This window comes from Candidatus Pelagibacter sp. HIMB109 (assembly GCF_052048155.1).
Lineage (GTDB): Bacteria > Pseudomonadota > Alphaproteobacteria > Pelagibacterales > Pelagibacteraceae > HIMB114.
Genome location: NZ_JBNAIK010000004.1, coordinates 62,212 through 84,959 on the forward strand (window position 1 = coordinate 62,212; position 22,748 = coordinate 84,959).

General features: G+C 28.6%; 26 protein-coding genes and 2 tRNA genes. 5 read left to right on the top strand and 23 right to left on the bottom strand.

What is annotated here, in order from left to right:
* Window positions 1-21 precede the first annotated feature (21 nt).
* Window positions 22-1,281 carry a phosphoribosylamine--glycine ligase gene (purD, locus tag ACTTAQ_RS03735; RefSeq protein ID WP_440695669.1) on the top strand — a complete coding sequence of 420 codons (1,260 nt, stop codon included), beginning with the start codon at window positions 22-24 and terminating at the stop codon, window positions 1,279-1,281.
* Here purD and ACTTAQ_RS03740 read toward each other — a convergent pair whose 3' ends face one another.
* Window positions 1,282-1,764, bottom strand: a complete 483-nt coding sequence (locus tag ACTTAQ_RS03740) for a nucleoside deaminase (protein WP_440695671.1) — start codon at window positions 1,762-1,764, stop codon at window positions 1,282-1,284.
* On the opposite strand from ACTTAQ_RS03740, the gene ACTTAQ_RS03745 reads away from it, so the two are divergent.
* Both ACTTAQ_RS03745 and rsmD read left to right on the top strand, forming a co-directional pair.
* Window positions 1,756-2,493 carry a pseudouridine synthase gene (locus ACTTAQ_RS03745; RefSeq protein ID WP_440695673.1) on the top strand — a complete coding sequence of 246 codons (738 nt, stop codon included), beginning with the start codon at window positions 1,756-1,758 and terminating at the stop codon, window positions 2,491-2,493. The two genes, ACTTAQ_RS03740 and ACTTAQ_RS03745, sit on opposite strands and share 9 nt — an antisense overlap.
* On the top strand, window positions 2,462-3,019 hold the full coding sequence (gene rsmD, locus ACTTAQ_RS03750) for a 16S rRNA (guanine(966)-N(2))-methyltransferase RsmD (RefSeq protein WP_440695675.1): 558 nt from the start codon (window positions 2,462-2,464) through the stop codon (window positions 3,017-3,019). The genes ACTTAQ_RS03745 and rsmD overlap by 32 nt, the downstream gene beginning before the upstream one ends.
* On the opposite strand, the gene ACTTAQ_RS03755 is transcribed toward rsmD, so the two are convergent.
* Genes ACTTAQ_RS03755 through ACTTAQ_RS03785 form a run of 7 tightly spaced genes read right to left on the bottom strand, consistent with a single transcriptional unit; the run spans window position 3,016 to window position 10,920 of the window.
* Window positions 3,016-4,236, bottom strand: a complete 1,221-nt coding sequence (locus ACTTAQ_RS03755) for a hypothetical protein (protein ID WP_440695677.1) — start codon at window positions 4,234-4,236, stop codon at window positions 3,016-3,018. The genes rsmD and ACTTAQ_RS03755 overlap by 4 nt on opposite strands.
* Entirely contained in the window at window positions 4,229-4,558 is a 330-nt protein-coding gene (locus ACTTAQ_RS03760) for a DUF3035 domain-containing protein (RefSeq protein WP_440695679.1), read from the bottom strand. The genes ACTTAQ_RS03755 and ACTTAQ_RS03760 overlap by 8 nt, the downstream gene beginning before the upstream one ends.
* Window positions 4,555-5,052, bottom strand: a complete 498-nt coding sequence (lspA, locus tag ACTTAQ_RS03765) for a signal peptidase II (RefSeq protein WP_440695681.1) — start codon at window positions 5,050-5,052, stop codon at window positions 4,555-4,557. The genes ACTTAQ_RS03760 and lspA overlap by 4 nt, the downstream gene beginning before the upstream one ends.
* Window positions 5,021-7,783, bottom strand: coding sequence for an isoleucine--tRNA ligase (ileS, locus tag ACTTAQ_RS03770; protein WP_440695682.1), 2,763 nt, complete (start codon window positions 7,781-7,783; stop codon window positions 5,021-5,023). Before ileS ends, lspA begins: the two co-directional genes overlap by 32 nt.
* A complete protein-coding gene (locus ACTTAQ_RS03775; RefSeq protein ID WP_440695684.1) occupies window positions 7,776-8,684 on the bottom strand; it encodes a bifunctional riboflavin kinase/FAD synthetase in 909 nt (302 codons plus the stop codon). Before ACTTAQ_RS03775 ends, ileS begins: the two co-directional genes overlap by 8 nt.
* A 1-nt stretch (window position 8,685) precedes the next feature.
* A complete protein-coding gene (locus ACTTAQ_RS03780; protein ID WP_440695686.1) occupies window positions 8,686-9,552 on the bottom strand; it encodes a TIGR01459 family HAD-type hydrolase in 867 nt (288 codons plus the stop codon).
* A gap of 3 nt (window positions 9,553-9,555) precedes the next feature.
* Complete coding sequence (locus ACTTAQ_RS03785) at window positions 9,556-10,920, bottom strand: aspartate aminotransferase family protein (protein WP_440695688.1); 1,365 nt, start codon at window positions 10,918-10,920, stop codon at window positions 9,556-9,558.
* Between the two features lie 115 nt (window positions 10,921-11,035).
* Here ACTTAQ_RS03785 and groES point away from each other — a divergent pair, with 115 nt between their 5' ends.
* Both groES and groL read left to right on the top strand, forming a co-directional pair.
* Window positions 11,036-11,329, top strand: a complete 294-nt coding sequence (gene groES / locus ACTTAQ_RS03790) for a co-chaperone GroES (RefSeq protein WP_009359799.1) — start codon at window positions 11,036-11,038, stop codon at window positions 11,327-11,329.
* Window positions 11,330-11,346: 17 nt separating this feature from the next.
* Window positions 11,347-13,002 (top strand): chaperonin GroEL, encoded by a 1,656-nt coding sequence (gene groL, locus ACTTAQ_RS03795; RefSeq protein WP_440695690.1) that lies wholly within the window; start codon window positions 11,347-11,349, stop codon window positions 13,000-13,002.
* Between the two features lie 45 nt (window positions 13,003-13,047).
* Here the strand turns inward: groL and hisG are convergent, their stop codons facing one another.
* The 15 genes from hisG to ACTTAQ_RS03870 all read right to left on the bottom strand — a co-directional run bounded on the left by hisG (window position 13,048) and on the right by ACTTAQ_RS03870 (window position 22,730).
* Window positions 13,048-13,710 carry an ATP phosphoribosyltransferase gene (gene hisG, locus ACTTAQ_RS03800; protein WP_440695692.1) on the bottom strand — a complete coding sequence of 221 codons (663 nt, stop codon included), beginning with the start codon at window positions 13,708-13,710 and terminating at the stop codon, window positions 13,048-13,050.
* Window positions 13,707-14,771: an ATP phosphoribosyltransferase regulatory subunit gene (locus ACTTAQ_RS03805; protein ID WP_440695694.1), complete on the bottom strand. Its 1,065-nt coding sequence runs from the start codon at window positions 14,769-14,771 to the stop codon at window positions 13,707-13,709. Before ACTTAQ_RS03805 ends, hisG begins: the two co-directional genes overlap by 4 nt.
* Window positions 14,772-14,773: 2 nt before the next feature.
* A complete protein-coding gene (gene hisS / locus ACTTAQ_RS03810) occupies window positions 14,774-16,198 on the bottom strand; it encodes a histidine--tRNA ligase (RefSeq protein WP_440695696.1) in 1,425 nt (474 codons plus the stop codon).
* A 5-nt stretch (window positions 16,199-16,203) separates the two neighbouring features.
* Window positions 16,204-16,280 (bottom strand) — tRNA-His (locus ACTTAQ_RS03815).
* 146 nt (window positions 16,281-16,426) lie between these two features.
* Window positions 16,427-17,365, bottom strand: coding sequence for an SHOCT domain-containing protein (locus tag ACTTAQ_RS03820; protein WP_440695698.1), 939 nt, complete (start codon window positions 17,363-17,365; stop codon window positions 16,427-16,429).
* A gap of 65 nt (window positions 17,366-17,430) precedes the next feature.
* Window positions 17,431-17,506 (bottom strand) — tRNA-Phe (locus ACTTAQ_RS03825).
* A 39-nt stretch (window positions 17,507-17,545) separates the two neighbouring features.
* Window positions 17,546-18,112, bottom strand: coding sequence for a Maf family protein (locus ACTTAQ_RS03830; protein ID WP_440695700.1), 567 nt, complete (start codon window positions 18,110-18,112; stop codon window positions 17,546-17,548).
* An 8-nt stretch (window positions 18,113-18,120) separates the two neighbouring features.
* Window positions 18,121-18,339 carry a translation initiation factor IF-1 gene (gene infA, locus ACTTAQ_RS03835; RefSeq protein ID WP_009359790.1) on the bottom strand — a complete coding sequence of 73 codons (219 nt, stop codon included), beginning with the start codon at window positions 18,337-18,339 and terminating at the stop codon, window positions 18,121-18,123.
* Window positions 18,339-19,628, bottom strand: coding sequence for a histidinol dehydrogenase (hisD, locus tag ACTTAQ_RS03840; RefSeq protein WP_440695702.1), 1,290 nt, complete (start codon window positions 19,626-19,628; stop codon window positions 18,339-18,341). The genes infA and hisD overlap by 1 nt, the downstream gene beginning before the upstream one ends.
* Entirely contained in the window at window positions 19,628-20,071 is a 444-nt protein-coding gene (locus tag ACTTAQ_RS03845; protein WP_440695704.1) for a DUF2948 family protein, read from the bottom strand. Before ACTTAQ_RS03845 ends, hisD begins: the two co-directional genes overlap by 1 nt.
* Window positions 20,064-21,320, bottom strand: a complete 1,257-nt coding sequence (gene murA / locus ACTTAQ_RS03850; protein WP_440695706.1) for a UDP-N-acetylglucosamine 1-carboxyvinyltransferase — start codon at window positions 21,318-21,320, stop codon at window positions 20,064-20,066. The genes ACTTAQ_RS03845 and murA overlap by 8 nt, the downstream gene beginning before the upstream one ends.
* 6 nt (window positions 21,321-21,326) lie before the next feature.
* A complete protein-coding gene (gene dcd / locus ACTTAQ_RS03855; protein ID WP_009359786.1) occupies window positions 21,327-21,881 on the bottom strand; it encodes a dCTP deaminase in 555 nt (184 codons plus the stop codon).
* Window positions 21,882-21,990: 109 nt separating this feature from the next.
* Complete coding sequence (locus ACTTAQ_RS03860) at window positions 21,991-22,188, bottom strand: hypothetical protein (RefSeq protein ID WP_009359784.1); 198 nt, start codon at window positions 22,186-22,188, stop codon at window positions 21,991-21,993.
* Between the two features lie 29 nt (window positions 22,189-22,217).
* Window positions 22,218-22,424 (bottom strand): cold-shock protein, encoded by a 207-nt coding sequence (locus ACTTAQ_RS03865; RefSeq protein ID WP_009359783.1) that lies wholly within the window; start codon window positions 22,422-22,424, stop codon window positions 22,218-22,220.
* Window positions 22,425-22,526: 102 nt separating this feature from the next.
* Window positions 22,527-22,730 (bottom strand): hypothetical protein, encoded by a 204-nt coding sequence (locus ACTTAQ_RS03870; RefSeq protein WP_440695708.1) that lies wholly within the window; start codon window positions 22,728-22,730, stop codon window positions 22,527-22,529.
* Window positions 22,731-22,748 lie beyond the last annotated feature (18 nt).

The window sequence follows — 22,748 nt, forward strand, 5'->3', positions numbered from 1 at the left end:
TATCTTATAATAACAACATATATGAACGTGTGTGTAATTGGAAGCGGTGGAAGAGAACATGCTCTATGTTACAAAATTAAACAATCTAAAAAATTAAAAAAATTATTTTGTTTGCCTGGAAATCCTGGCACAGCAAAAATTTGTGAAAACCTAGCTGTTGATATCTCTGATTTTAATCAAATTTATATATCTATTTTAGAAAAAAAAATTGATTTAGTCATTGTAGGACCAGAAGTGCCGTTAGTAAATGGAATTGTAGATTTTTTGAGTGAAAAAAAAATTAAAGTTTTTGGACCAAGTAAACAAGCTTCAAGACTTGAAGGTTCAAAAATTTTTATGAAAAATTTATGCAAAAAGTTCGAAATACCCTCAGCAAAATATTTTGAAATTAAATCTTTAGAAGAAGCGATTAAAGTTATAGATACAATGAATGTTCCTATAGTTGTTAAATCAGACGGTTTAGCTGCAGGAAAAGGAGTTACAATTTGTCAAACTAAAGAGGAGGCAATAAACGATATAAATAATATACTAAAGGGAAAATTTTCATCTTCAAACAAAGTGATAGTTGAAGAGTTTCTTGAAGGGGAAGAAGTTAGTTATTTTATTATTACTGATGGAAAAAACTTTAAACAAATTGGTACCGCTCAAGATCATAAAAAAATTGGAGAAAATGACATAGGCTTAAATACTGGTGGCATGGGTGCATACTCACCATCATTGATTATAGACAAAAATCTTGAAGAAAAAATTATTAGGAAAATTATAATTCCAACTATCAACGGGATGGAAAAATTAGGCTGTCCTTATAAGGGAATTTTATATGCTGGTTTAATGATTTTAAATAATGAACCAAAATTAATTGAATATAACATAAGATTTGGAGATCCAGAATGTCAGGTTTTAATGATGAGGCTAGAAGATGATTTGCTTGATTTAATTATTTCTTCAATTGAAGGAAGCTTAGATTCTAAAAAAACAAAGTGGTCAAAAGATCCATGTATTACCATAGTAGCGGCTAGTAAAGGCTATCCTGAAAGTTTTGAAAAATTTAAAGAAATTAAAAATCTTCCAAATAATCAGGAAAAAAATATTCAAATTTTCCATGCAGGAACAACTGAAAAAAATGGAAAAATTTTATCTAATGGTGGTAGAGTATTGAATGCTACAGTAATGCTGTCAGATCTTAAATCATCAAGAAAAAAAGCTTTGGAGTTACTTGATGATTTAGAATGGGAAGATAAATACTATAGAAGAGATATAGGTTGGCGAGCGATAAAATAACTATCGTTTTTTTTTAAAAAAATTTGAAATTAATTTTGAAAATTTTTCCTCACAAAATCCGTAATAAATATCAATTTTATGGTTAATATGTTTGCTTAATGCTAACTTATAATTATTAACCATTGCTCCAATTTTTTTATCTTCAATAGCAAAATAAACTCGTCTAATTTTACTAGCAAATATAACTGAAGAACACATCAAGCAAGGCTCTAAAGTCGAATATAAATCATAGCCATCAAGACGTTTTTTTTTAAGTTTTTTACATGATTTAATAATTGCTGAAATCTCAGCATGAGAACAGGGGTTATTATCTTTATTATTCGTATTATATGCTTTTGAAATTATTTTTTTTTTTTTGGGATCATAAATTAATGCTGAAACTGGCACCTCATTATTTTTGAATGCTTTTAATGAATCTTGATATAAAACGTCAAAATTATTTTTTATATTTTTTTTTATTTTATTAATTTTATTATGACTCATAAAAAAATTAGAATAGCTAAACTTCTTGCAAATTACAATCAAGGATCAAGAAGAGAGATTGAAAAAATGATAACAGATAAAAAAGTGTCATTAAATGGCAAAATAATTTCATCGCCTGTAACTTTTGCAAATATCAGTGATGATATAAAAATAAATAAAAAAAAAATAAATTTTATCAAAAAGGTAAGGATATTTAAATTTTTTAAACCTAGAGGAGTTTTGTGTTCAAAAAAAAAACAAGACTCTAGAAAAATTATTTATGAAATTTTAAGTTCTAAATTCAAAAACTATATTTTTGCTGGTAGATTAGATTATAACTCCGAAGGTTTGATAATTCTTACTAACTCATCTAAAATCACAAGATCATTAGAAAAACCGGAGTATAATTTTTCAAGAATTTATGAAGTTAGGGTATATGGCGAATTTAATTTAGGAAATTTTAAAAAAATATCTAATGGTGTAAATATTAAAGGAATTAAATATAAACCATTTCAATTTCATATAAAGTCTAAAATAAAAAAAAATACAAATTTAGAGATGACACTTTTTGAAGGAAAAAAAAATGAAATTAGAGAAATATTTAAAAGTTTAAATTTACAAGTCAACAAATTAAAAAGGACTCAACATGGACCATTTTTATTAAAAAACATGAAGCCTGGAGATATAAAAGAAGTCACTACAAATGAAATAAATCTATATGAGAATTATATCCGGAATAAAAAAGGGTAAAAAAATTCTTTTACCAGATGCATCGATAACAAGACCGTTGAAAGATAATGTTAAAGAAAATATATTTAATATTTTAACACACAATAAGCAGTTTAAAGTTATATTTGAAAATATAAATGTCATTGATTTTTTTTCTGGATCTGGATCTTTTGGAATTGAATGCCTGTCTAGAAATGCAAAAAAAGCTTATTTTATAGAGAATAATACAAAAATTCAAAATACTCTTTACAGAAATTTATCAAATAATTTTCCTAAAGAAAAATATGAAATATCCAAGAAAGATTTTTTTAAATTAGATAAAACTAGCTTAGTGCAAAACCAAAATCCTAAATTAATTTTTTTTGATCCACCTTATGCAATAAAAAATTTTGATGAAATATATAAATTTATTAATAGTCTTAATAATATAAAAGATTTAATTTTGGTGCTTCATATAGAAAAAAAGAGACATATTTATTTTGATAATTTTAAGTTTAATTTAGAAAAAATATACGGAATATCTAAAATTATTTTTTTAAAAAATTAACCTTTTAATATTTTATTTTTTATTAATTGAACAGATGGTTGATCATATGGATTTATTCCCATAACTTTTCCAAGCAAAATAGTTTCTAGAATAAAATAAGAAAACAATTCAATTAAATTAAGCGGATTTCTATGATCCGATATTTTAATAACACGGTGCGGAATCTTCTTTTCTTTATATACTTCAATAACCGAATTAAATTGTTTTTTTAATAACTCCAATGGGGTTAAATGCTCTATATTAGTAAAACCTTCGTCAATAAAATGATCAATATAACTTTCATCTTGTGGAGAAAAAATATTAAACATTTTATTACTGGGACCATCTAAATACAATTGCATCATACTATGATGATCTTTCGGACAAATTGATGTAATTGGAGTCATCCCTGTATTTTGCTTACCTAAACTTTCAGCATGTAGTTGATGAAACCAATACGAAAAATGCTTTAATCGATAATTATAAATCAAATTACAATAAATACTTAATTTCATTTCTTTCATCAGGGTTACTAGAATTGCAACATTTCTCGTGGGACTTTGGTCGTTATCTTCATTAAGTAAAGCAATGTATTTCTCTGAACCTTCTTCAACTTTAAGATCTAAATCTAAAAATGGCAAAATACCTGTTTCAGACAATATAGAGAATCTTCCACCTATATTAGGATTATGCTCAATACATTTAATTTTATTTTTAATTGCAAATTTATTTAAAATACTATCTTTGTTTTCTGTGATTATAACCATAGACTCAAAGAGGTAATTGCTTAAATTATTATCTTTATATTCTTTTATCAAAATATTTAAGATTGCAAGTGTTTCGAATGTATCCCCTGATTTTGATATAACAAAATAAATATAATCTTTAAAATTTTTCTTTTTAAAGAAATTTATAAAATATTCGTAGTCAAGATTGTCAAAAAAAATAATTTCACCGTCTATGTAAAAAGATAATGCTTTTGCCCCAGAAGAAGAGCCGCCAAGACCAATAACAACTTTTTTTTTATTTTTGATATCAATTTCATGCTTCAACTTTCTAATTTTTGACTGATATTTTTTAGTAAAAGACTCAATTACTTCATTTTCTCCAGCATCATACTCCTTTAAAAGTTGATCCGAAATTTCTTTTGTTTTGTCTAAATTTTTTAAAAATTGTGCATGATTATTAAAATCAAAACCTTTCTTGTCAAAAAAAAAACTATTATCTAAGTTAATCATTTCTCTCTAGCTGATCAATTATACTCTTTTCAACAGAAGACTTTTTTAAATTATTTTGATTAATTTCTTTTTTTTCACTGTTTGAATTTAATGAACTCTCAATAATACTTTTTGTCTCATTTGCTTCAGTGATTTTGTTTTTCTTTTTTTTAGTTTTGCTATCAGGAGGAAGCAAATCATAATTAGGTGGTTTTGTAATAGGATCTATTTTTTTAATTAAAAATTCATTAGGTATATCCTTTTCGAAACCAACACCCTTTTTGAAATCTGAACAGCTAGAAATTGAAAATAAAACAAATATTAAAACTAAAAACTTAATCATTTTTTTTTTATATCACTAATAATTTCGAAAGATAGAAGTGTAATAATACCTAAAGTAATCCAAATATCAGCTATGTTAAAAGTAAACCAGTGAAAACCTTTATAATTTAAATCTATAAAATCTGGTACAGCATTATAATAAAGCCTATCTATAAAATTGCCAATAGCCCCTCCGGAAATCATCGAAAAACATACTATTTCAAATTTTCTGTCAGATTTAAAAATTAAATAAATAATAAAAACTATAATCATGAATATTAATATGGAGAGAAAATTATAAAAAAAACTTTCACTTTCTAAAAGTCCAAAAGCAATACCTTTATTCCATAATAAAATTAAATTTAAATAAGGATTTATATATAAATCGCTCAGATTGTTTTGGATAAAATAATTTAATATATAAATTTTTGATATACGATCTGTTAAAAAACAAATGGTAATTATAAAAATACTTAACAAAATTTTATTTTTTAATTGCGCAATTTTTTCTTTCACAGGGATTTAACGATACTTTCCAGCAGTGATCACATTTTTTTCCCACTGCTTTTTCGATTGCAACTTTAATACCATTATCAAAATCTAAACTTTGCATTTTATGCTTTTTTTCATCACTTACTACTTCTGCACTGGAGCAAATAAAAAAATCACTTAAATTAATTTTTTCAAATATATTTTTATTTTTTTCATCAATAGAGAAAACAATTTTTGTTTCAAGGCTAGATTTTATAATTTTTTTATTTCTTAAATCTTCAATAATTTGATTAACTTCTGTCTTAATTTTTGTAAGTACCCCCCATTGATTTTTATCGAATTCAATTCCTTGATCGAATTTTATATCTTTAAAATCTATTAAAAATATACTTTCTTCAAATAATGATTTTTCATCTTTATTTGATAATTTTAGTATTTGAAAAACCTCCTCAATAGTAAAAACTAAAATAGGGTTTAACCATTTCATTAGGAAGTAAAGACAAATTTTTAATATTTTTATACAGTTTTTCCTTTTATTACTATTTAGATCGTCGCAATATAAACAGTCTTTTCTAATATCAAAATAGAATGAAGATAAATCAATGGTACAAAAATTTAAAACATCAACATATATTTTGTGAAATTCATTTTTTTCAACATGAAGGTTAAAATTCTTATCTAAATCTGAAATTTTTTTTAGAATAAAAGACTCTAAGACATCTAAATTTTCAAATTTTACATTTTCAACTTCATTGAATCTAAATTCATCATTTATATTTCCTAAGATAAATCTTAATGTATTTCTAATTTTTCTATAAGACTCAGAATGCTGTGTTATGATAGATTGATCAATCCTTAAGTCCTCTGAATAATCCGAAGCAACAACCCATAGTCTAAGGATATCAGCTCCATTCCTTTTTATAATTTCTTCCGGAGCTACAACATTACCTAAAGATTTTGACATTTTTTGCCCCTTTCCATCAACAACAAAACCATGGGTAAGTATACTCTTATAAGGTGCTTTTCCTCTAGTACCAACAGAGTGCAGCAATGATGAATGAAACCAGCCTCTATGCTGGTCAGAACCTTCTAAATACATGTCGGCTGGCCAATTTAATTCTTTTCTATTCTCTAAAACATAAGTGTGAGTTGAACCTGAGTCGAACCAAACTTCGACAATGTCTTCAACCTTTGTGTATTCATCCTTATTGTATTTTTCTCCTAAAAATTCAGACAGATCTCTTTTGTACCACGCATCACTACCCTCTTTTTTAAAAATGTTGTAAATGCGCTCATTAACTTGATCATCAATAATTGGCTCGTGAGTTTTTTTATTAATAAAAATTGGTAGCGGAACCCCCCAAAACCTTTGTCTGGAAATACACCAATCAGGTCTAGTTTCAATCATCCCATGAATTCTATTTTTTCCCATTGAAGGAAAAAATTCTGTTTCATTAATACCTTTGATAGCTTTTTTTCTTAGATCATTTATTTCCATTGAAATAAACCATTGTAGTGTTGCTCTATGCACTAATGGGGCTTTAGATCTCCATGAGTGAGGGTAGCTATGTTTATATTCAGCCGTAAAAACTAATTTTTTAAATTTCTTTAATTCTTCAATAACTAATTTATCTGCTTTAAAAATATGATTACCCTCAAAATATTTAATTATATTTGTATAATAACCATTATCGTCAATCGTATTTTCAGCTTTAATTCCATTTTTTAAACCTAGAGAAAAATCATCTGGGCCATGACTAGGAGCAACATGAACTATTCCAGTTCCTTGATCTGTAGTTACAAAGTCTGCCTCCAACAAAGGTACATCAAATTGATATCCAAGTTCAAAAAAAGGGTGAGTAGCTATCAACCCATTAAATTCGTTTCCATTAAAGGTATCTATGATTTTAAGATTACTTTTTGTTACGCTTTTGAAATGTTCAAGTAAGTCTTTTGCTATGATAATTTTTTCACCTTTATCATCTTGATATATTCCATACTCTAAATTTGAGTTATAGGCTAATGCTCTATTGCAAGGTATTGTCCAAGGTGTAGTGGTCCAAATAACTACATTTAAATCATCGAATTCCTTAAATTTATTTTTAATTTTAAATTTTACATATATCTGATTAGAAACATGATCTTGATATTCAACCTCAGCATCTGCTAACGCTGTAGATTCTACTACTGACCATAAAACAGGTTTGTAACCCTTGTATAATCCGCCATTTTTTAAAAATCTTAGAATTTCATTTGCGATTTGAGCTTCTGCATCATTTGACATAGTAGCGTAGTAATTTTTCCAATCACCTAACACACCTAATCTTTTGAATTGATCTTTTTGAATGTTAATCCACTCCTTAGCAAATTCTCTACATTGATTTCTAAAATCTAAAATAGATATACTTTTTTTATCAATGCCTTTTTTTTTATTCTGTTCCTCAATTTTCCATTCAATTGGTAATCCATGACAATCCCAACCAGGAACATAAGGGCAGTCTTTTCCATCAATAGATTTAAATTTTACAACTATATCTTTTAAAATTTTATTTAAAGCTGTTCCAATATGTATGTTTCCATTCGCATAAGGAGGGCCATCATGTAAAATAAATTTTTCTCTTCCAGCTCTTTTAGCCCTAATCTTTTTATATAAGTCAATTCCATCCCAAAACTGTGTTGTCTCTGGTTCTTTTTGGGGAAGATTTCCTCTCATCGGAAAATTTGTTTTGGGTAAATTGACTTTATTTTCAGACATTATTTAAAACTCTTTTGGCGATTGTAATATCTTTTTTTATCTGATCTGTAAGATGTTTTTTTGTTCTAAATTTTTTTTCTTTTCTAAGAAACTTAAAAAACTCTATTTTTACCTTTTTTTTGTATAAATTTTTAATAGGTTGAAATAGATGAGTTTCTAAGACCTCATTTTGTTTTGCTTTGATAGTCGGCGCAATACCAAAGTTACTTATGGCATTATATGATTTATTGTTGACATGCAACTTAGTTGCGTAAACACCCCTTAAAGGTTTAATACAATTTTTTATAAAAACATTTGCAGTCCTAAAACCCAATTTACGTCCAATTTTATTTCCACTACTTACACTTCCTGTGAAAGACCATTTTCTGCCTAACAGGATATTTGCCTCATCTACTTTTCCATTTTGGATAAATTTTCTTATTTGTGAGGATGAAATTTTTTTTCCATATAGTTTTTTTTGAATAGCAATTTTTATATTAAAATATTTTTTTAATAATTTCGTGTCCCCAGATCTATTCTTTCCAAATTTAAACTCTCTGCCGATAATAATTTTTGATGGCGAAACTTTATTTTTTAAAATCTTATGTATAAAATTGTTAGCACTTTGACTTCTAAAACGATAATTAAATTTTAAAATAATTAAAAAATCTAATTTCATTTTAAATAAAATGTTTTCTTTATCCTGATTACTTATTATTTTAAAATTTTTATCCTTTAAGAAAAATTCTTTTGGATTTGGATCAAAAGTTAGTAAACCAAATTTTAATTTATTTTTTTTGGCTTCTTTTTTTGCTTCATTTAAAATTGAAGCATGACCTTTGTGTAAGCCATCAAAGTTCCCGATAACTAGAATCGAATTTTTTGTATAATTTAAATTGAATTTATTTCTTAAAATTTTCATTTTACCATTTCAATTCTTGTTGAAACTTATTTATTTGTAGACTTTCTATTTCATTTGATTTCAATAATTTATCAAAATTTAAATTGTTGTTCCTAAAAAAATCTTTATAGATGCCATTTAAAATTAATAAGGAGTCTATATAATTGTTCTGCGCTCCACAAATATCTGTTTTTAAATTATCGCCTACAGCTAGTATTTTGCTCTTCTCGATTTCTATACCAAGAATTCTGGATATCTGATTTATTGCAAACTCATAAATTGTCTCATAAGGTTTTCCAAAATATTTTACTTTACCACCTAATTTTTTATAATATTTTGCAAGCGCACCTGCGCAAAACTCGATTTTATCCCCCCTTGAAACAACCTCGTCAGGATTTGCGCATAAAAAAGATTTGTTATTATTTATTAAATTCATGAAAAAATTTTCATAGTTCGAAATATCTTGACCGATTTTATCTATTAAACCTGTGCAAACTACTTCTTCTGCGTCATTTATATTTTTAGTAATATTTTTAATTTCAAAAAAAAGATCACTATCTTTATCTGGGCCTAAATGATAAAATTTTTTATCTTCATTATTTAATATATATTTTCTAGTAACGTCTCCAGATGTAATGAGAAGATCAATTAAATCTAAATCAAAATTTAATTTTAATAAAAACTTTTTCACTGTTTCATTTGTTCTGGGGGCGTTTGATATCAAAACTATTTTTTTTCTTTTACTCTTTAGTTTTTCTAAGACATGAATAGCATTATCGAATAATTTAACTCCATTATGTATAACGCCCCATAAATCTACAAAATAAATATCGTAATATCCTGAAATGTCTTTAAAATTAATGATCTCTTCTGGAGACTGTTTTCTCATTTTTTATTCAGTTTTCTGAAGAGTGATTTTTAAATTTTCTATTAATTGATCAATTTGATTTTTTTCAATTATTAATGGCGGTGATAAAGCTATAATATCACCGGTTACTCTTAGTAATGTTTTTTGATCTTCAAAAGCTTCACACAAAACATTGTACGCTCTTCTTGTGGGCTTTCCATCCATAGGCTCAAGTTCTACAGCTCCAATTAGTCCAAGATTTCTAATATCAATTATATTTCTTACTCCTTTTAAGGAGTGTACGGCTTCTTCCCAATATCTAGATAATTCATTTGCTCTTTCAAAGAGTTTTTCATCTTCATAAAGTTTTAAAGCTGCTAATGATGCTGCGCAGGCTAATGGATGAGCTGAATAAGTATATCCATGAAACAAATCTATTGTCTTTTCTTCTTTATTCATGAATGCTTCAAAAATTTTATCTTGCACTAAGACTGCACTCATTGGTACCGTCCCACTGTTTATGCCTTTTGCTAAACATATTAGGTCAGGTGTAATATTAAAATATTGGCTTGCAAAAGCTGTGCCCAGCCTTCCAAAGCCAGTAATCACTTCATCAAAAATTAAAAGAATATCATTTGTGTCACATATTTTTTTTAATTTATCTAAATAATTTTTAGGTGGAATTAATACACCAGTTGAACCCGCAACTGGTTCTACAATGACAGCTGCTATATTATCCGATCCGTGATTTTGGATCATATCTTCTAATTCATTTGTAAGCTCTTGACCCCAGCTTGGCTGACCTTTAGAGAAAGCATTTTTTTCTAAATTGTGTGTATCTTTTAAATGATAAACTTCTGGTAAAAATTTATTAAACTGACTTCTGTTTTTTTCGATACCACCGACTGAAACTCCACCAAAATTAGTTCCATGATACCCTCTGTTTCTGCCAATAAGTATTCTTTTTTTTTCTTTGCCCTTTTCTCTCCAATAAGAGAGGGCAATTTTTAAAGCACTTTCAACTGCCTCTGATCCTGAGTTTCCAAAAAAAACATGATTAAATCCGTCTGGAGCCATTTGAGATAATTTAGAACTCAATTCAAATGATTTTGGGTGCCCCATGTTGAAGGCAGGTGCAAAATCTAGTTCGCTTGCTTGATTTTTAATTGCCTCAACTATTGGCTCTCGATTATGACCGGCATTACAACACCATAACCCGGCTACACCATCCAAAATTTTTTCTCCGGAAGGTGTGTAATAATACATACCCTTCGCTTTTGAAATTAATCGAGGTTTTTTTTTAAAGTGTTTATTTGCAGAAAAAGGCATCCATAAAGATTCTAAATCATTTGGAAAGTTTGCAGACTGGCTAGATTTGAAGGCTTTTTTGATAGAACTAAATACAGACATTGTTTAGCATATACTGTAAAATAGCTGAAAAAACCACATATTCTGGGTTTTAGTAACCCCTTGAAAATTTGCGATTCATCATCATATCTCTGCCATAACGTTAAAGGAGAAAACTATGAAATTCAGACCGTTACACGATAGAGTGTTAGTTGAATCATTAGAAAGTGAAGAAAAAACTGCTGGTGGAATTATTATTCCTGATACTGCAAAAGAAAAACCTCAAGAAGGTAAAGTTGTTGCGGTAGGACCAGGAGCTAAATCAGAAGATGGAAAAATTACACCAATGGATGTCAAAGTAGGTGATCAAATTCTTTTTGGAAAGTGGTCAGGAACTGAAGTTAAGATTGATGGAAAAGAATATTCTATCATGAAAGAAAGTGACATCATGGGAGTAATTGCAAAGAAATAATTTAGGAGGAAATTAAAATGGCAGGAAAAATTGTAAAATTTGATACTGAAGCTAGAAACTCAATGCTTAAGGGCGTTGATATTCTTGCTAATGCCGTAAAAGTTACTTTAGGACCAAAAGGAAGAAACGTTGTGATTGATAAATCTTTTGGAGCTCCAAGGATTACTAAAGACGGTGTAACTGTAGCAAAAGAAGTTGAGTTGGAAGATAAGTTTGAGAACATGGGTGCTCAGATGGTAAAAGAAGTTGCTAGTAAAACAAATGACGAAGCTGGTGATGGAACTACAACTTCAACTGTGTTAGCTCAATCAATCGCTAAAGAAGGTTGCAAGTATGTATCTGCAGGAATGAATCCAATGGATTTAAAAAGAGGTATTGATACTGCAATTGAAAAAGTGATTGAAGAAATTAAAAACAGTTCAAAGAAAGTAAAGACTAGTGAAGAAATTGCACAAGTTGGAACAATCTCTGCAAATGGTGAAAAAGAAATTGGAGATATGATTTCTAAAGCTATGCAGAAAGTTGGTAACGAAGGTGTGATTACAGTTGAAGAAGCAAAAGGTCTTCAAACTGAACTAGATGTTGTTGAAGGTATGCAGTTCGACAGAGGTTTCTTGTCACCATACTTTATTACTAACTCAGATAAAATGGTTGCTGAACTAGATAATCCACTAATTTTATTATGTGAGAAAAAACTATCTAACTTGCAATCAATTGTTCCTCTTTTAGAGTCTGTTGTTCAATCTTCTAGATCACTATTAATTATTGCTGAAGAAGTTGAAGGTGAAGCTTTAGCAACTTTAGTTGTAAACAAATTAAGAGGTGGTTTAAAAGTTGTTGCAGTCAAAGCTCCAGGTTTTGGAGATAGAAGAAAAGCGATGTTAGAAGATATTGCAATCTTAACTGGTGGAACTTTAATATCTGAAGATCTTGGTATCAAGTTAGAGAACGTAAAAATCAATGATCTTGGATCTTGCAAAAAAATTAAAGTTGATAAAGATAATACTACAATTGTTGATGGCGCTGGAAAAAAAGGTGACATTGAAGCAAGATGTGGTTCAATCAGAAAACAAATCGAAGAGTCAACATCTGACTATGATAAAGAAAAACTTCAAGAAAGACTTGCTAAACTAGCTGGCGGTGTTGCCGTTATAAAAGTTGGTGGAGCAACTGAAGTTGAAGTTAAAGAAAGAAAAGACAGAGTTGATGATGCACTAAATGCTACTAGAGCAGCTGTTGAAGAAGGAGTTGTAACTGGTGGCGGATGTGCTCTACTTTATGCTTCTGAAACTTTAGATAATTTAAAAGTAAAAGGCGATGATCAAAAAGCTGGTGTAGAAATTGTAAAAAAAGCTCTGCAAGCTCCAATCAGGCAAATCATCTCTAATGCTGGTGTAGATGCATCCGTAGTTGTTGGAAAACTTTTAGAAGGTAAAAAGGGATCTAACGGATATGATGCTCAATCAGAAGAGTATTGTGATATGTTCCAAAAAGGAATTATCGATCCTACAAAAGTAGTAAGAACTGCCCTTCAAGATGCTGCATCCATTGCTAGTTTATTAATAACAACTGAAGCAATGATTGCAGATAAACCAGACGATAAAGATTCTGGTCCTGGCGGAATGCCTCCTATGGGTGGCGGAATGCCTGGTATGGGCGGAATGGGAATGTAATCTCAAACCGAATTTAAAAAAGCCCGGTTCTACCGGGCTTTTTTTTTACTTAAAAATATCTAACTCTTTTCCTTTAAATTTTTTTGAAACAAATAAACAAGCCGAACTTTTTAGTATTTTTCCATCAGAAATTATTCTTAGGTTGTTTTCTTTTAGTGTTGATCCTGTCGATGTAATATCAGTTATTAACTCTGCCGAACCTGTAAAGGGGTAAGACTCTGTTGCACCTAAACTTCCAACAATCTTAAATTCTGTAACTCCTCTAGATAAAAGAAAATTCTCTGTCAATTTTGGATACTTTGTTGCAACTCTCATTCTTCGATTATACTTTTCTTTAAATTCAAAACTTACTTCTTCTAAATCTGCTATATTTTGAACGTCAAGCCAATCATTTGGTACAGCAACAACCAAATCAGCAAAACCAAAATCTAATTTTTTTAAAATTTTAATGTTATTTTGATATTCATCTGGAAGTTCCATTAATAAATCTAAACCTGATATACCAGTATCAAGTGTTCCATCATTTATTCTTTCAATAATTTCTCTGGCATGTAAAAAAATCCCATCATAATTAGTATCTTCATCAAAATTAAAAAAATAATTTCTAGAATTAGTGTTTTGAATATTCAAACCTTTAGAAGAAAAAAGTTTTATACTTTCATCTTTTAATCTTCCTTTGCTGGGTAGCCCTACTTTTATTTTACTCATATCAATTGATTTAGGTTTATTGCAGCTCCGAACGCTGGCGTCTGTTTTCCACCTAACGTTTTGATCAAATTGTTATACTCCCCCCCTCTAGCTAGCTCTTTGTTTTGCTCAAATATTGAGAATGCTAAACCAGTATAATACTGAGTCTCCCTTCCAAACTTAGGATCAAAGATTGCGTCTTGCTTGGTTCCTAATTTTTTATTTAAATTATTTAACTTTAATAAAAACTGATTTAAATTTTTTATTTTTAAATCATTTTTTTCGATAAATTTTTTAATGACATCTTCTGTTTTTTTCAAAGGAAGTTTTAACTTTAAAAAATCTTTAATAATTTTAACACTTCGGCTTCCATTAAAATTATCTCTTGGGTCTTTAATTTTCTTTTCAAATCTTTCAATGATCTCAGTAACTGTTCTGCCACCAATTACTTTATTTGCATCCATTTTTTTTAAATCTTCTAGTCTATTATAATCAATTTTAATCTTTTCATTATCAAGGTCATAATTAGTATCCAAACGATTTAAGAGTTCATCAAAATATTCTTTCCTCGAATAATGTCTGATTAGTCTAAGTTTCCATCTTTGAGGTAAATTTAATGAGTTAACTAAATTTTTAAACAAACCTATATCATTTAATATAATTTTATTTTTTTTAAGTTTATTAAATACAGACAAAATCGTTGATAAAATTAAAAACTCAGGTGCAGATTTAGAGTTAATAATTTCACAACCTATCTGATCAAAAACTTTAAGTTCTCCTTTTTTATTTAATCTAAAGGCTGATCCAAAATAAGATAATTTTTCAGTTCCTTTTTTTTTTCTTTGAATATACTGAATGGCTGTCGCGATTGTTAAATCTGGTCTTAAACTAATTTCTTTTCCTAACTTATCTTTAAAATTTAAAGCATATTTTTTAAAAGCTTCTCCAGACCTTTGGGTAAGAAGATCTGTATCTATAACGATATCAAGATCTATAAAATTAAAACCTTTTTTTTTAAAAATATTTAATATTTTTTTTGAAATATTTTCCTTATTTTTTTTATTCGCTAAAGCTTTTGTCATATCTATTTTTTTATCTCTTTTAATAAATCTGAAAATGCAAAAGTTTTTTGTGCATCTTTTGATTTTTTCCAATCTTCTCTGGATTGTATATCCTCGGATACCCTGCTTCCTATTATCAAATTTTTAAGTGTGATTAATTCTTTAGAAACCTCATCTTCTCCGCATATTATTACATATTTACACCCTCTTTTATCCGCATACTTCAATTGAGCTTTAAAATTTGAAGATCCTGTATAAATTTCAGAATTAATATTGTTTGATCTTAAAAAATTTAAAATTTTAAAATAATAGTCCATAAATTTATTATCCAACACACATATTAAAACAGGACACTTTTGGTCAAAATCAAAAATATTTTTTTGACTTAATGCATACATTAAACGATCTAAACCAATAGAAATTCCGGTAGCTGGGCAATCTTGATTTTTAAATCTCTTTACAAGATCATCATATCTTCCACCGCCGCCAATTGAACCAAATTCAATATCTAACCCTTTTTCATTTTTAACTTTAAAAGTAAGTTCCGCTTCAAAAATAGGTCCAGTATAATATTCAAGACCACGAACTACTGCTGGGTCAATTTTAAAATTATTAAATTTAAAAAACTTAAAATTTTTTACTATTTGTTTTAATTCGCTGATACCTTCTTGAAATAATTGGTTATTACACTCAATTTTCTCTAATTGATCTAATCCTTTAGAGTTTAAAAATTCTATAATTTTACTTATTTGTTTATCTTCTAATTTTGCGCCTTCAGTAAAGTCTCCCGATTTGTCTTTCCTGCCTTTTCCCAATAATAACTTTACTCCGTCAATGCCAACTCGATCTAATTTATCAATTGCTCTAAGTGATGTAGATTGCTGATCTTGATCTTTTATTTCAAGATCTTCTAATAATCCTTTTGATAACTTTCGATTTGAAATTTTAATACTAAATTCATTATTCGCCAGACCACATTTTTCTAATATTTCTGAGATCAAGACACATAATTCACTATCAGCTAATAAATTATTTGTTCCAACATAATCAGCATCAAATTGTAAAAATTCCCTAAAACGTCCTGGTCCTGGTTTTTCATTTCTCCATACTGTACCTACTTGATATCTCTTAAATGGACGTGAGAGATTATCAAAGTTCTTTGCAGTAAATCTCGCAAGTGGTGCTGTCAAATCATATCTTAAAGATAACCATTTTTTTCCATCCTCAAATGAAAAAACTCCTTCTGATGGCCTATCTTTATCTGGTAAAAATTTCCCTAAGCTTTCAGTATATTCAAAACTAGGAGTTTCAAGAAACTCAAAACCATACTTGGTCATAACTTCCTTAATCTGTTTAATTAAGAAATCTCTTATAACCAGTTCTTTTTCTTTTCTATCGATAAAGCCGCCAGGTAAATCTACGGGTGGCTTACTTATTTTTTTATTCATTTTTTTGGTACAGCTGGTTGGAGTTGCACCAACGACCTCCTGTTCCACAGACAGGCGCTCTAACTAACTGAGCTACAGCTGCATTTGTTAAAGTTTATATTATTTTTTTTTTGTTAAATATATAGTTAATTGCCAAGCCCATGCCTAGCATGTGTATGATGGTGGGTATTTTTTTTAACTATAAAATTCATAACGTCGCTATCTAACAATTGGGTCTAAAAATTCAAGTTAATTTTTTAATAATTTTTGTTTTGCTTTTTCGTATTCAGATTTAGTTAAAGAGCCTTTTTTATATAAATCTTCTAATATTTGTAATTGACTAACAAAATTTTGTTTATTTGTTTTTTTTTGTTTTAAATTATTACTAATTCCCAGTTTTAATTTCATTTTTGTAGGAGCATCTGCAAATTTTTCAAAATCCAAGTGACGCTTTTTAGCCAAATTTACAAATTCAGCTAATGCTTTTTTATGCTTAGGGTGATTATCGATATTAAATGGATGAAATTCTGATGTTTCAATATCACCTTTTAAAGCTGGGGCTCCTAAAAATTTTGAATTCATATAGTATTGAGCGACAAACATTTCTGGTTTCGTACTTCTTGAATAAAATGAGTGATAACTTTCAAGTAAAACTTTAGGAAATTTATATTTTGCTCTCAATTCTCTATTAAATCTTAAGTCCTCCGGCTCATCATGTATACTTTTTTTAGCAATATCTTTACCTGCTATTCTTAGACAATTATGACCAAAACCTTTTCTATACAAAAAAAGGTAGTTATATTCTGGCCTTTTATAACAGCCGCCCTCATCTTCATCATCAAACGTTATTTCTTCAACTACATACCAATCAACTCTATTTACATATTGCACCCCAGTATGAATTTTTGCTATTACGATTGCCTCTTTAATTTCATTTCCATTAACAAGGTTTAGTAAAACATACTGTTTTACATTTAAGTAAGGTGTATCTACAGACTCGTGAGAATAAAGAACCATCTTCCATTTTCCCGGTGGTAATGGAAATTTATATTTCTCAGTTATTTTTATTTCATTTTCAACTTCTTCTCCTAACTCATAAAAAGGTGATCGATCTGAGTAAGGATGGTTTGTAGCCGTCACTACATTAACTTTTAATAGGAAGAAAAATAGCAAAATAATTGCTCTCATGATTCAACTATTAAATTATATTTTTTTAATAATGTAAACTAATTTAAAAATTTCCAGAACTTAAATGGTGGTCTCGGCTGGAATTGAACCAGCGACACAAGCCTTTTCAGGGCTCTGCTCTACCAACTGAGCTACGAGACCAACAGAATGGCTTTTTTCATATAATGATTAAATAATCAATTAAAAATTCTTTATACTTTTTAGTAAATTAACTGTTTCGTAGAGTGGCAAACCAACAACATTTGAATATGATCCGTTTATTTTAATAACAAATCTCTCTGCATATCCTTGGATAGCATATGAACCTGCTTTATCAGTCCATTCATTCGTTTTTATATATTGATCTATTTCATCATTATGAAGTTTTTTGAATTTTATTTTAGTGTCTATAATTTTAATTTTCTTATTATTTTTATACAAAACACAAACACCAGTACTGACATTATGATTTCTACCTGATAAATATTTCAAGGTTTTAATTGCGTCTTCTTTACCAGATGGCTTGCCAAAAATTTTTTGATTTGTTGTAACTACCGTATCTGCCGAAAGTATTATGTCTTGTTTATATTTTTTCTGAACACTCAAAGCTTTTTCAAAGCAAATTCTTTTCAAGTAAAACTTAGATTTTTCTTTTTTTTTTATAGTCTCGTCAATGTTTGCAGATTCAACAATATCAGGAAAAATATTAGTACTTTTGAGTAATTCTAATCGTCTTGGAGATGCGCTTGCTAATATTAATTTAGACATCTAGACTGTTATTTAAGTCTAAAAGTTATTCTGCCTTTGGTTAAATCGTAAGGAGTTACTTCAACCAAAACTGTATCGCCTGCTAATACTCTAATTCTGTTCTTTCTGAGTTTTCCTGAAGTATGGGCTAAAATCTCATGATCATTTTCCAGTTTTACCCGAAATGTAGCGTTCGGTAACAATTCTGTTACCTTGCCTTTAAATTCGATCATTTCTTCTTTTGCCATTAATTTTTTATCCTTTTGCTTACTGACATCGCGTGTGCATGTAAGCCCTCATAGTTTGCGAGATTTATAGCCATTTGACCAATCTTTTCAATACCTCTTTTGGTACACTTTATTAAAGATGTTCTTTTTAAAAAATCATTAACAGATAAACCTGAAGCAAATCTTGCAGAACCAGATGTTGGTAATACATGATTTGGTCCAGCTAAATAATCTCCAATAGCTTCGGGGCTAAATTCACCTAAGAATATAGAGCCTGCGTTTTTAATTTGTTTTTCTAATTTTTCAGAATCTTTAATTTTTATTTCAAGGTGCTCCGGCGCAATAATATTTGCAAAATCTACTAATTCTTTTTTATTTTTGCACACAACTATACAGCCATAATTTTTAATACTTTTAGATGCAATTTTTTTTCTAGGTAAAGTTTTTAGTATTTTTTTAACTTCTAAAGAAACCTGTTTTGCAAATTTTTCACTTGTGGTTAATAAAATTGATTGAGATAAAACATCATGTTCTGCTTGCGATAATAAATCAACAGCAGTCCAGTCTGCTCTGTTACGATCATCCGCAATTACAGTTATCTCTGATGGTCCAGCAACCATATCAATACCAACAGTTCCAAAAACTTCTTTTTTTGCTGTAGCTACAAATATATTTCCAGGTCCAACAATCTTATCAACCTTAGGAACGTATTTTGTACCGTATGTTAAAGCGGCAACTGCTTGAGCACCACCTATCCTAAAAATTGATTTTATTTTACATTTTTTTGCTGCGTATAATACTCCAGCATTTATTTCACCTTTAGGAGTTGGCATTACACAATATATATTCTTAACACCAGCAACCATTGCTGGAATTGAATTCATTAATAATGTGCTTGGATAGCTTGCCGTTCCACCGGGTACATAAACTCCAACTTTGTCTAAAGGTAAGATTTTGTAACCTAATTGATTACCTAATTTATCTTTAAATTTAAAACCTTTATACACTTGTTTTTTGTGAAATTTTGTAATTCTGTTAAAGGCCAGATCAATAGACTTCTTAACTTTCATATCTAATTTTTTGATCTTTTTGCTAATTAACTTGTCATTCAATTTAATTTTTGATGGACCAAAATTTACCTTATCAAACCTTTTGGTATATTTAATTAAAGCTAAATCGCCATTTTTTTTGATATCGCTGATAATTTTTTTTACTATTTTTTGACTATTATTTGACTGAATTCTTTTAGAACCAAGAACTAAATCAAAATTTTTTTTAAATAGTTTATTTTTTGTATTTAATATTTTCATTAAATTTTGTGAACAGGCTTAATCTTTGTTTTCCAACTATCAGAAAAATCTTCTAACGTTGCATTAATTGCCTCTACATTTACTGATATAGTCATATTGCCTGAAAATAAAAGATTAATATTAATATTTTCTTGATCACCTTGCTCAACATTAATTGTAAGAAATTCTAGTGCTTTTTCTTCTTGAGGATTAAGATTTTTTGATTTTACTGATCTTACATCATCTATTTTTAATGCTGATCGAATTCTTTTGTTATCTCTAAAAATACCCTTTTCAGCATCCTCCCACATAAATCTATTAAATATACAAATAAATGCTTTATTTTTTTCTAAAAATTTTATTTCTTTAGGAGTTGTAATACTATCTTGTAAATAGGCAGCAAATACCTTTAGATCATTTTTATCGTCAGCTTTTAGCTTTAGAAAACCTTGATTATCAAGCATTTAAAAATTTGATTTTAGCTCCACATTTTTTTAATTTTTTTACCAAATCTTCATAGCCTCTTTCGAGATGATAAACTCTATTTATTACAGTTTTTCCTCTTGCTACCAAACCGGCTAGCACCAAACATACAGAAGCTCTTAAATCTGTTGCCATAACTTCAGCTCCAGAAAGCTTATCTATACCTGTAATCTTTGCTACATTATTGTTTATTTGAATATTAGCTCCCATCCTTTGCAGCTCCAAAACATGCAAAAATCTATTTTCAAAAATATCCTCTTTAATTTCTGAGGTGCCTTTTGTTAAAATGAGCAAACTCATTAGCTGAGCTTGCATATCTGTTGGAAAACCAGGATATGGAACTGTTTTGATTTTAATAGGTTTTAATTTTGAAGGTAAAATTTTTAAACTCGTATTTGAAATAAATTTAAATTTAAATCCAATTTTTTTTAAAACAGTTATAATATTTTTTAAATGGTCAATTAAAATGTTATTTAATGTTAAGGAGCTTTGTGTAATACCAGAGGCTATCATATAAGTTCCAGCTTCAATTCTATCTGGCATAATATTGTATTTTGCACCATTTAAACTTTTAACACCTTTGATCAATAAAGATCTTTTTGCTATAAATTTGATATTGGCACCTGATTTATTCAAAAAATTAATCAGATCAATTATCTCTGGTTCAATTGCAATATTTTTTAATTTAACTTCTTTATTTGATAAACAGCAATTTAAAATAGCAGTCTCAGTTGCTCCTACAGATATTTTCTTAAATTTATATGAAATTTTTTTTTTAATAGATTGCTTATTAGAAATAACATAACCTTTAGAAATTTTATTTTGATATCCACACTTAGACAAAAAATCTAAATGTATATCAACTGGTCTTGCTCCAATTGCACAACCACCTGGCAAAGAAACTTTTGCTTTGTCATATTTAGCTAATAATGGTCCGATAACCAAAATGCCTGCTCGCATTGTTTTAACTAGCTCATATTTAGCTACATAATTTTTTTTATTTTTTGAAGTTATTTCTAATGAATTTCTTTTTACTTTAACTTTTTTGCCTAATGTTTCCAAAAGACTGACCATAGTCAATATATCTTTGACAATTGGAACATTACTTAAAATTATTTTTTTATCTATTAATAATGTTGCTGCCAGTATTGGTAAGCTTGCATTTTTAGATCCTGAAATATTAATTGATCCATGAAGCTTTGCTCCTCCTTGAATAACAATTTTTTTCATTGATAATTAGATTTTCGGAAGTGTTACGCCAGTTTGTTTCATATACTTTCCTTTTCTATCTGCATACGAAGTTTCTGGAGACTCATTTCCTTTTAAGAAAATAAACTGGCATGCTCCCTCATTAGCATAAATTTTTGCCGGCAATGGAGTTGTATTTGAAAACTCTAAAGTCACATGGCCTTCCCACTCAGGTTCTAATGGAGTGACATTTACTATAATTCCACACCTAGCATAAGTACTTTTTCCCAAACATATCACTAAAGTGTCTCTTGGAATTTTAAAATACTCAACTGTCGAGGCAAGAGCAAAAGAATTTGGAGGGATAATGCATACATCCTCTGTTTTGGTAATCAAATTATTATCTGAAAAATTTTTTGGATCTACAATTGATGAATTTACATTAGTAAATATTTTAAATTCGCTTGAGACTCTTGCATCATATCCAAATGAAGAAAGGCCATATGATATATTATTAGATCTTTCTTGTTTTTCAATAAATGGACTTATCATTCCATGTTCCAAAGACATTTTTTTAATCCATTTATCTGAAAGAACACTCATTATTTATTTTCTAATTTTTTTTTAAATTCTTTTCGTTTTTTTAAATTTTGCTTCAAAGCATCGGCGAGCTTTTGTTTTTTATCATCCTTTTTGGATAATAATTGCATAGCTATTTATCTGGGTTGGTTAAATCATCTAAAGTGATAGGTTTGTTAATATCGTGCATTTTAACCTCTTCACTTTTCTCTTCAATATCTGACGTGGAGGCTCTTTTAGCTTTCTTTAGAGCTAAACGTTCTTTTCTTTTAGCTTCCTTAAGCATAGCTCTTTCTCCTCTTTTGGATTTATAATCATAATGTATACCCATGACCGAGCCTCCTACGTTAAATTTTTAACCTATTCTTTTTTTAGGTTAACTGCTGAAGGGCCTTTTTTTCCTTCTTCGATTTCAAAAGTCAAAGAATCACCTTCATCTAGATAACCTACTCCTGAATCTTTTACTGCAGACATATGAACAAAGACGTCTTTCTCTTTGTCTTCTCGTTCAATAAAACCATAACCTTTGGTTCCATTAAACCATTTTACTTTACCTTTTATACTCATACTTACTTTCTTATTAAATTACAGCATCAACTTTGATGCTGGGCACTTTAAATAGATATCCGAAGATTTTGTCAAGAAATGGATAGCTAGATTAAGTGGCTTTTATAAGCTTTCTGCAGAAATACAGTTTTGTTTTGTAATTTTTTTTCCAAAATCTGGATTAGTATTTTTGTTAACAATCCAAATATAAGATTTTTCGTAAGTTCCATCCTTCGCAACTTGAGTACATTTTTTACCAAATTTAACCGAGTGTTGAGCGCAATTAGCTACAAAAACGAAAGCTAAAAGAACCAATATGTTAGACATTTTTTTTATCATAAAAAA